Source organism: Thermococcus sp. PK, from assembly GCF_000430485.1.
Lineage (GTDB): Archaea > Methanobacteriota_B > Thermococci > Thermococcales > Thermococcaceae > Thermococcus_A > Thermococcus_A bergensis.
The window spans coordinates 233,617-241,831 of the sequence record NZ_KE387149.1 but is presented as its reverse complement, the minus strand read 5'-3'; the positions used below and the strand labels follow the sequence as shown (position 1 = coordinate 241,831).

The following is an 8,215-nucleotide window of genomic DNA, read 5'->3' as shown; positions in this document are numbered from 1 at the left end:
TGTAATTATCTGAACGAATTCACCGTTTGGAAGGCTTAGCGTTACGTTGTTCTCGTTCAAGTCCACGCCGACAATGACTTTCGGCTCTCTGACTTCAACTTCCTTTGAGAACACCACGTGGAGGAAAACTCCTTTTGGATTTTTAACCAGCCAGGCTTGCCCTATTTTCCACTCCCTAAACTTCTCGTGGTACTTTGCAGGGTAAAACTCCAGTTCCAGCCTTCCACTTGGAGTTGAGAGCTTGATAAATCCCCCTTCAAGGTTGAGTTTGAAAAGATGATCATCCAGCATTATTACTTGCTTTTTGAAAATGGGTTTTCCGTTGGCTTTTCCTCGTCTTTTTCTCTTCCTGTAACTCTTGTAGATTGAGGTGGCCATTTGACAGGCCGTGTAAATGTAGTGGCTTGGGAGTTCTGGGTACTGCTCCCGAAGGCTTTTGTACGTCTCTTTCTTCAACCGGTAGAAGCTCGTAATGTTGTTCTCAAAAGCGTAGGTGATTAAAAAGTTCACGATTTCCTGATAAAGGGAGAAGAGGTCTTCTAACCCTTCGGGTTCTGTTTTGAGTTTGAATTTTGCCGTGAGTTTAATCGTCTCGGAGGGCATTTTTTACCGCCTCGACGAGGCGTTTTTTCTTGTGAGAACGGGCACCATAGAGTTTTCCAGCAAAAGAGGTTACGATGGCTAACAAGTCCTCAACAAGTTCCTTTTCCGGCGTTTTCTCTTCATCATCAAAGATTACTTCAACCTCAACCCCGTGAGAGTTAAAGTATTGCTCAAGGTATTTGAATCCAAAGCGGGTGAGCCTGTCCTTGTAAGTTATCTACGACTTTTGTTATTTCCCCGCTTTCAATGAGTTTGAAGAGCTGTTTTAACCCCTTCCTGTTCTCGTTCAGTCCTGAGGAAATGTCTGTTATGATTTTGCAACTTGGTAGCCTTTTGATGCGCAGTAGTTCTTGAGGTATTCGACCTGTCTTTCAAGGTCTTCTTTCTGGTCTCTGCTTGATACTCTGGCGTAAATTACAACCTTGTCGGGGGTTTTGCCTTCGAGGAGTCTTTTAATCTCGCTTTCTGGAATTCTGTATTCTTTTCCGACCCTGTATGCTTTAATCTCGCCGGCTTTGATTTTCCTGATTAATGTTGGCTTGCTAATGCCAAGGAGCTGTGCCGCTTTTCCCGTCCTATAAAGCTTCATACTGCACACCCCTATTACAAACAATGACACAAAATATATAAACTTTACGATTTTAACCATTTAGAAAACAGCCCCTGGAATGTGGGGATACAAATGGATCAAGTATTTGATTAAGATAGAGGTTGTGGATTACAACTTCTTGGGAACTTACGAGAGCGAAGGCTATCCGGATGATGCATATATTGGTGAAAAGCCATGAGGCCATTTAGGATTGTGGAACTTACAGCGGTTCCGCTTTTTGTTTTCTCTTTTATTCTTATTATCACGGGATATGGGATTGTAAGCCCTAAGGTGATCTCAATCTTTACTTTTGGCTTGGTCTCATACCAGAATGCTCCAACGCTCCATTCATACCGGCTTATAAGATATGGCTTCTCTGTTTTGCTCCTTGTCCACTCCTATGCTGGTTTTGAGGTTTTTGGACTTAAGAAAATAAGAAATCGAAGGTTGAGGCTCTTCTTAAGCTATTTGCTTTTGTTTATTGTTATCTATGTAGTGTGGGTAGCAACAATAACAGAACTTGGGGAAATTTTTTAGAGTAATTTTTTTGTTTTTTAGTACTCACCATTTCTTGGTGGTCTGAATGTCCTCGGGGGTTACAAGGGAACTGATTTTCGGTGTTACGTTGGTTATTGTTATTGGCTTTGCCATAATTGGGTATGGGATATTGCAGCTTCTTCCCCACCCAGTAGCAACTCATGCAGTGCCACCAACAGAAAAATTCAGGAATCTCTTGGTTATTTACCTCGTTTCAGTTTTGTTTATTATAATAATGGAGCTATTGAGTTCTTCTCGACCTAAAGATGAAAAATTTCAAAAGAAGCCCCAGTAATTTATGAATTGGGTTGATGATTTTGTTATTTATCTCTTGGGATTTTTTGTTCTTTCCCCTTTCCTCTCTTTCTGCAGGGAAAGATAGTCTTTTATGATGTCCGTTACAAATTTTTAGTGGTGGTGCTCATGCGCATTGAGGACGGGGTGCTAGCAACAAGAAAAGCCAGTTTAAGCATGCAGAGATGAGTTCTTGAAAAATCCCTTTATCTTTTGAGGATTTATGCAGTTTTCTCAAATTCTGTACTATTTAGCCGAGAGGATGGTCGAAACTTCCACCCCCGTAAACGAGGATGGACTTCTTCGAGTTCAAGAACTTCCTTAGCTTCTTTCCAATGCTCCTCACACAATCCCTCGAATGAGAAGGATCGCTTTTTATCAGTAATTAGACTTTTCCAAGATTCTTTTTCCTCTGTTCACTCAGCACAAGAGTTAAATACTTACAAAGCCTAAAATTCTGGGTGTTTAGAATGTACGATGTTGCTATTGTTGGAGCTGGCTTTACTGGTCTGCTTGCAGGCTCTCTCCTTGCAAAGGAGGGGTACCGTGTAGCGGTTTTCGAAAGGAACAACTTCGTTGGTGGAAGGGCCGCCACAAGAACCCCAAAGGAATGGGGGTGGGCGGAGAGGGAGGATTACCGTGTTGACTTTGGGCACCACGTCTTTGCCACCAACAGCTATCTCGAGTTCATCCTCGACAGGCTGGGTGCGAAGAGGCACTTCAAGTTTGTACCCCTCAACATGCCTTACTTCTACAAAAACGGCGGGCTCTACCAGCCCCCGGTTGGGTTTTTGGAACAACTCAGAGCCTATCCATGGATACCTCTAAGGTCAAAGCTCAGGCTCAGGAAGTTCCTCTCCTACGTAGAGAAGGTTAGCTTTGGGGAGGTTATGGAAAAATGGGCCTACAGGCCGCTGGAGGAGCTTTATGATGAGTTTGGATTCGATGAGAACGCAAGGGAGCTCTTCACGGACGGCTTTGTTGCGGGCTACCAGACGATAATAGACACCGAAAGGAACTCCGCAGGGGATCTTATACTCTGCATGAAGGCCTACCTCAGGGGGATTAAACGCTATAAGACTCCCCTCTTTTCCGCGGAGGGAGGAGTGGGGGCGATAGCGGAGGCCCTTAGGAAAACGATAGAGGAAAACGGCGGAGAGGTGCACCTCGGGACAAACGTGACCGAGATAATCGTTGAAAATGGAGAAGCTAAGGGACTAAAGATCGGTAAAAAGACCATTGAATCGAGAAAGGTTCTCTTCGCGGCACCCGCCTACTACCTCCTTCACCTGATAAAGGAGGAAAACCTTCCCGAAGAGTTCGCGGAGAGACTTAGGGAAGGAGAAAAAGAGGCCACAAAGCTCTTCCTAATCATAGGAGGAGCAAAAAGACCCCTTACAAAAAAACCCGTGGGGACGTGGATAATGGTGCCCCGTTCGGAGGTTAAGAACGTGGACTCCTACTATCTCATCTACGAAGTGAGTCCTGAACTCAAGCAGGCCCCCGAGGGGAATTACCCTCTAAGCATAGCGGTTCTGGCCGATGAAAAAACTAACAAGAAGGAGCTGGCGAAAAAGATGGTGGCTGATTTAGAGGCCCTCTTCCCCAACTTCGACTTTGAGAACGACTGGGACTGGAAGGCGGAGGTCATGTTCCCAATAGTGGACGGAATCGGGAGAACTATTGACTGGTACTGGGAGAGGAGACTTGGCCCGGAAACGCCAATAAAGAACCTCTACGTTGCTGGCGACTCAGCTCAAGAGCTTAGCTCCGGCGTGGATGGGTGTGCAAGTTCTGCCCTCTTTGCGATTGAGGCAATAATTGGGAGAAAGCTCTTGAACCTTGAGGAGTTCTATAGGCTCTGAAGATGGGCCTTCTTTCTAAATTTTCGGATGGGAAACGCACTTGCCTTTCTACTGTGAGGAACTCTCTGGAGAAAAAGTTAAAGTTATGGACTCCGAATTTCCATGGGGTGGTGGCTTATGAGAATCGAGGACGTTTACATCTGGGACATAAACGCTAAGTGGCTTGGCATAAGCCCTTATCAGCTCATGGAGAATGCCGGCGCTGGAGTCGCAAAGGCTATAGAAGAGAGGTTTGGCAAGGGCTTAAAAATAGCAGTCTTTTCCGGCACAGGAAACAACGGTGGAGATGGATTCGTAGCCGCTAGACACCTCAGCTTTGAGAACAATGTAACGCTTTTCTTGGTGGGAGATGAGGTAAAAATCGGGAGCGAGGAAGCGAGGCACAACTGGGAAATCCTCAAACATCTTGATTTCATAACAATTAAAGTTCTCAAGGACTCAAGTCAGATAAAACCCCTAAATCTCGATGAGTTCGATGTTATAGTCGATGCTCTGTTGGGAGCAGGGAGCAAAGGAGAACCTCGCGAGCCCATACGTTCTGCTGTGGAGAAAATAAACGAATACGCTGGAAAAGCCAAGATAGTGAGCGTTGACCTTCCGAGCGGTTATCCGAGTGATGTCCGCGTTAGGTGCGACTTTGCGGTGACGTTCCAGTGGGACAAGGAGGAGTACGAGGGCTTCGAGCGCGTTGTGGTCAAGATAGGCTACCCAAGGGAACTGTATCATTTAGTGGGTCCGGGCGATGCGAAGTTCGCCTTAAGGAAGAAGGGTGAGCACAAGGGCCAGAACGGGAGGCTTTTAATAATCGGCGGGAGCGAGGACTACTTTGGGGCTCCGTACTTGGCAGCGAAAGCGGCGAGCTACATAGTGGATTTGGTGTACCTAGCGATGCCCGAATACTCTGCTAGAAGAATAAATGACCCTGACGTAATTTTGCGTCCCTTCGAGGGTAAAAACTTTACAAAAGAAGACGTTGAGGATGTTTTGGCAATTGCCGATAATGTCGATGCAGTTGTTGTTGGCCCTGGAATTGGGGAAAGACCGGAGACAAAAGACTTTGTTGTCGAGTTCCTCCGCTGGTGTGAGAAACCAGTAGTTATAGATGCCGATGCTTTAAAGGCTATTGTCGATGATTTAGATGTTCTTAAAGGCAAAAAGTTTGTTTTGACGCCTCATGCCGGTGAATTCAGGATTTTATTTGGTGAAAAACCTGAGGGGAATCTTGAAGAGAAGGCGAAGCAGGTAATGGAGAAAGCCAGGGCAGTGAATGGCACTATCCTGCTCAAGGGAGCTTACGATATAATAAGTGACGGCAAAATCTGGAGGTACAACAAAACCGGAAACCGGGGTATGACGACAGGAGGAACTGGAGACGTGCTGGCTGGAATAGTTGGGGCATTGCTCGCACTGGGCAACGAGCCTTTAAGAGCTGCAAGCGCTGGTGCTTTCTTGAACGGCCTAGCAGGGGATATGGTAAGAGAGGAGATGGGAGAAAACTTCACCGCTTTGGAGGTTGCTAAAAAAGTCCCATTCGCTATCAAGTGGGTTCTTGAATTTTAATCCTCCAATTTTAGGAGTTTCCTTAATTCTTTTGCCTCCCCTTGTAACTTGGGAGAAGTGAGCAATACTAAAAGATTCATTATGTGAATGAACTCTAAGGGGTTTAAATCAAAACCCTCCAGTCGCTTAATTAAATCTCTTGAAAGCGTCTCTACAGCGCTTATGGATCTTTCAACCAGTTCTATGAAAGCATTTTTATCGTCAATTTCAAATCCTGCATTCGTGAATATATTATAGAGTGTTTCCGCCTCCTGACGATGAATAGCCTTCATTGTTGGTGTTGTTACGTCCCCATCTTGATATGGTGCAATCAAAAATATCCTTGCAGTTCTTCGGTAGAGTGTTTCGTTTCCATCTTTCCCAACTTCTTCAACAAATCCTGCTTTTTCAAGAAGGTTTATGTGCCGATATATTGTTGAAGGACTCTTTTTTAGTATGACACTTAATTCGGAAGCGGACATGGGACGCTCTCTAAGCAGATTGACTATCTCAAGCCTTGTTCTATCCCCGAGCAGCTTAATTTTCTCAGGATCGGTAACAATCAGTACCTCTTTCAGGAGTCCTCTGCTCTCAAAACTCTTCTAGCTTGTCTTGGGGGGTTTCGCTCTCCTCAATAATCTTCTTTCCTGCGGCAACCATATCAATGCTGTGCACAACTCCACCAAACTCTTCTATTGTCCTTACAATCTCTTCATAGTCCAGATTGTCCCCAACGATGGTTATCTTTACGTTTTCCGTTTCTTTGTCTATCTCCACGAGGGTAATATTAACTCCATCAACACCTTTCAGCTCACTTAATCCCAAAGCCAGTTCAGTAACCATAGGCTGGTGGGGTTTAAGCACATCCAGCACGAGAAGTCTAATTCCTCTTGCCATTTTCTATCCCGTTTCCCTTTGAATTTATTCCTTTTTAAGTGTTTCTCCGAGCTTTCTCAGGAGAGCTATTGCCTCTTCGTCCCTTCCAAGCTCTGCCATGGTGAGCCAGTCAATGGCGTGGATTATGTCCTCATCCGAGAATTCCTTAAGGGCGTCCTCTTTTTCCTCCATCTCTGCAGAGATTTTTGCTGTATAGGAATGTTCTTTCTCTAGGAGTCTGTCCATTATGTTCAAAAGCTCTTCCTCATCGAATTTATAGCCAAGGGCTTTGAAGATATCGAGCTTTGTCTTCAACCTTGACCTGGCTAGGTATCTGAGCTCGTCATCTCCGAGGTATAGATTTATGTAGAACGCGTCTGCAGTCCTTCCGTAGTATTTTTCCACCAAGTTCCCTTTCATTTCTGTTCTTTTTACCTCCACAAGGCCGGCTTCCTTTAGCTTCTCGATGTGGTGGTAGATTGTCTGCGGAGTTTTCCCGAGGATTTCGCTGAGCTGTGAAATGGTCATCTCCCTATTTCTAAGCAACTTCAATATCTGTCTTCTTGTATCCTCAAGCATTAGCTTTATCACTTCTGGGTCTGTGACTAGTTTAACCTTCTTTTTCATTGCCCTCACCAATTTTAACGTTTTAATAAGAATTTGAACGTTATAGAATATAACCTTTTCCCAAATCTGGGGGCGTGTTTAGTTTCACCCCCTGTTATTTAAACAGTATTTGACTCTGAGGAGGATTTTCAGACCATAACACATTACCCCAAGCAGGATTCGGGTTACAGTAGTCTTTTTCAGAAAACAGGGGATCCTACTGCCAAACCACGTTGTAAACGCACCCCAGAACCCCTCATGAGGATTCCTATGCCTGTACTCTTCTTCAGAAAACACTCTGTCTCTCTTCTTACTACCAAAACCACCTGGAGCGTTCTTAGTTTTCTTAACAATCGGCCGATAACCCTTTTCCACCACAGTGTTCAGAACTTTCTTTGAATCATAAGCCCCATCAGCATAAAAATTCCCAGAACCCCCGGCAGGAGTTCAATCAGCTCGTTCTCAGAAGTTGTGATCTTCACAGCAACCGGATACAGTAAACCCTGCAGGATTCTCGTTATTGCCTGAACTTCTATCCTGCCCTTTTTTTATTTGTTGATAATGGTTGAGTCTGCTTGAGTGCTGGCGTAGGGTAATTTCTGGAGTTTTTCTAGGAGGTGGTTTGTCAGTTCTTCGAGGTTCAGCTTTTTCTCCCAGTTGTGGAGGGTTGAGGTAGTGAATGTTTTGCTCCGAAGAATTTTCTGCCGTAGTGCTGGGCGTCTCTGAGAGGTAGGTTGTAGTATTGTTTAAAGAGGAGTATTGCCAGTATTGTTTTACTGGAAATTTTTGAATTTTGGCAGGTTCTTCAGCTTTCCTTCTGATTCGAAGTCTGCTAAAACGTCAAGAATTGCGAATGCCACGCTTTCAGGGTCTTTGAGTCTGTGATCCCATCTGGGGATCACGACAACCACCCGAAAGAATTCAGCAAAAACCCTAATAAAGGTTACTATAAACACGCCCCGGAAAACAAAAGAATTCAAAAGTTCCATTTATCACTACCTATGAAACAGCCCTGTTGTGTACAGCCCGAAACAATCAAACCAAGGGCCAAAACAAGTATCAAACCAAGTGTTTTCCAATTCATTTTTTACATCTCCTCGATATTTTGTACATACATTCAAATAATTTCATGTACACTACAGTATTTGTTTTGTATCCATGTCTGGTTATATACCTTACGGTCATAAAGGGCGTGTTTAGTTTCACCCCCTGTTATTTAAACAGTATTTGACTCTGAGGAGGATTTTCAGACCATAACACATTACCCCAAGCAGGATTCGGGTTACAGTAGTCTTTTTCAGAAAAC

Annotated in this window: 9 protein-coding genes and 2 pseudogenes; 4 read left to right on the top strand and 7 right to left on the bottom strand. The window is 44.5% G+C overall.

Features of this window, described 5'->3' with window-relative positions; genetic code table 11:
- Together THEPK_RS03185 and THEPK_RS03180 are read right to left on the bottom strand one after the other, a co-directional pair.
- Nucleotides 1-603: pseudogene (locus THEPK_RS03185) on the bottom strand (RNA-guided endonuclease InsQ/TnpB family protein); the annotation flags it as partial.
- Nucleotides 584-1,192 (bottom strand): annotated as a pseudogene (locus tag THEPK_RS03180) (IS607 family transposase). The pseudogenes THEPK_RS03185 and THEPK_RS03180, both read right to left, overlap by 20 nt.
- Nucleotides 1,193-1,387: 195 nt before the next feature.
- On the opposite strand from THEPK_RS03180, the gene THEPK_RS03175 reads away from it, so the two are divergent.
- From THEPK_RS03175 to THEPK_RS03160, 4 genes are all read left to right on the top strand, one after another.
- Nucleotides 1,388-1,729, top strand: a complete 342-nt coding sequence (locus THEPK_RS03175) for a hypothetical protein (RefSeq protein WP_042698275.1) — start codon at nt 1,388-1,390, stop codon at nt 1,727-1,729.
- A gap of 88 nt (nt 1,730-1,817) precedes the next feature.
- Complete coding sequence (locus THEPK_RS03170; protein ID WP_232194512.1) at nt 1,818-2,024, top strand: hypothetical protein; 207 nt, start codon at nt 1,818-1,820, stop codon at nt 2,022-2,024.
- Nucleotides 2,025-2,493: 469 nt separating this feature from the next.
- The gene (locus THEPK_RS03165) at nt 2,494-3,888 is read left to right on the top strand and encodes a phytoene desaturase family protein (RefSeq protein ID WP_042698269.1); all 1,395 of its coding nucleotides are present in this window, start codon (nt 2,494-2,496) and stop codon (nt 3,886-3,888) included.
- Nucleotides 3,889-4,005: 117 nt separating this feature from the next.
- Nucleotides 4,006-5,448, top strand: a complete 1,443-nt coding sequence (locus THEPK_RS03160) for a bifunctional ADP-dependent NAD(P)H-hydrate dehydratase/NAD(P)H-hydrate epimerase (protein WP_042698266.1) — start codon at nt 4,006-4,008, stop codon at nt 5,446-5,448.
- Here the strand turns inward: THEPK_RS03160 and THEPK_RS03155 are convergent.
- From THEPK_RS03155 to THEPK_RS03135, 5 genes are all read right to left on the bottom strand, one after another.
- Nucleotides 5,445-5,963, bottom strand: coding sequence for a winged helix-turn-helix domain-containing protein (locus THEPK_RS03155; protein WP_255346957.1), 519 nt, complete (start codon nt 5,961-5,963; stop codon nt 5,445-5,447). The genes THEPK_RS03160 and THEPK_RS03155 overlap by 4 nt on opposite strands.
- Nucleotides 5,964-6,018: 55 nt before the next feature.
- On the bottom strand, nt 6,019-6,324 hold the full coding sequence (locus tag THEPK_RS03150; protein WP_042698262.1) for a DUF211 domain-containing protein: 306 nt from the start codon (nt 6,322-6,324) through the stop codon (nt 6,019-6,021).
- 24 nt (nt 6,325-6,348) lie between these two features.
- Nucleotides 6,349-6,930 carry a winged helix-turn-helix domain-containing protein gene (locus THEPK_RS03145; protein ID WP_042698260.1) on the bottom strand — a complete coding sequence of 194 codons (582 nt, stop codon included), beginning with the start codon at nt 6,928-6,930 and terminating at the stop codon, nt 6,349-6,351.
- 84 nt (nt 6,931-7,014) lie between these two features.
- Nucleotides 7,015-7,287 (bottom strand): hypothetical protein, encoded by a 273-nt coding sequence (locus tag THEPK_RS03140; RefSeq protein ID WP_156882132.1) that lies wholly within the window; start codon nt 7,285-7,287, stop codon nt 7,015-7,017.
- 395 nt (nt 7,288-7,682) lie between these two features.
- Nucleotides 7,683-7,865 carry a hypothetical protein gene (locus THEPK_RS03135; protein WP_156882130.1) on the bottom strand — a complete coding sequence of 61 codons (183 nt, stop codon included), beginning with the start codon at nt 7,863-7,865 and terminating at the stop codon, nt 7,683-7,685.
- Nucleotides 7,866-8,215 lie beyond the last annotated feature (350 nt).

Bases quoted from the DNA above. Each gene is read 5' to 3' on its own strand.
- THEPK_RS03175 (WP_042698275.1), top strand. From the start codon at position 1,388: ATGAGGCCATTTAGGATTGTGGAACTTACAGCGGTTCCGCTTTTTGTT.
- THEPK_RS03165 (WP_042698269.1), top strand. From the start codon at position 2,494: ATGTACGATGTTGCTATTGTTGGAGCTGGCTTTACTGGTCTGCTTGCA.
- THEPK_RS03160 (WP_042698266.1), top strand. From the start codon at position 4,006: ATGAGAATCGAGGACGTTTACATCTGGGACATAAACGCTAAGTGGCTT.
- THEPK_RS03150 (WP_042698262.1), bottom strand. From the start codon at position 6,324: ATGGCAAGAGGAATTAGACTTCTCGTGCTGGATGTGCTTAAACCCCAC.
- THEPK_RS03145 (WP_042698260.1), bottom strand. From the start codon at position 6,930: ATGAAAAAGAAGGTTAAACTAGTCACAGACCCAGAAGTGATAAAGCTA.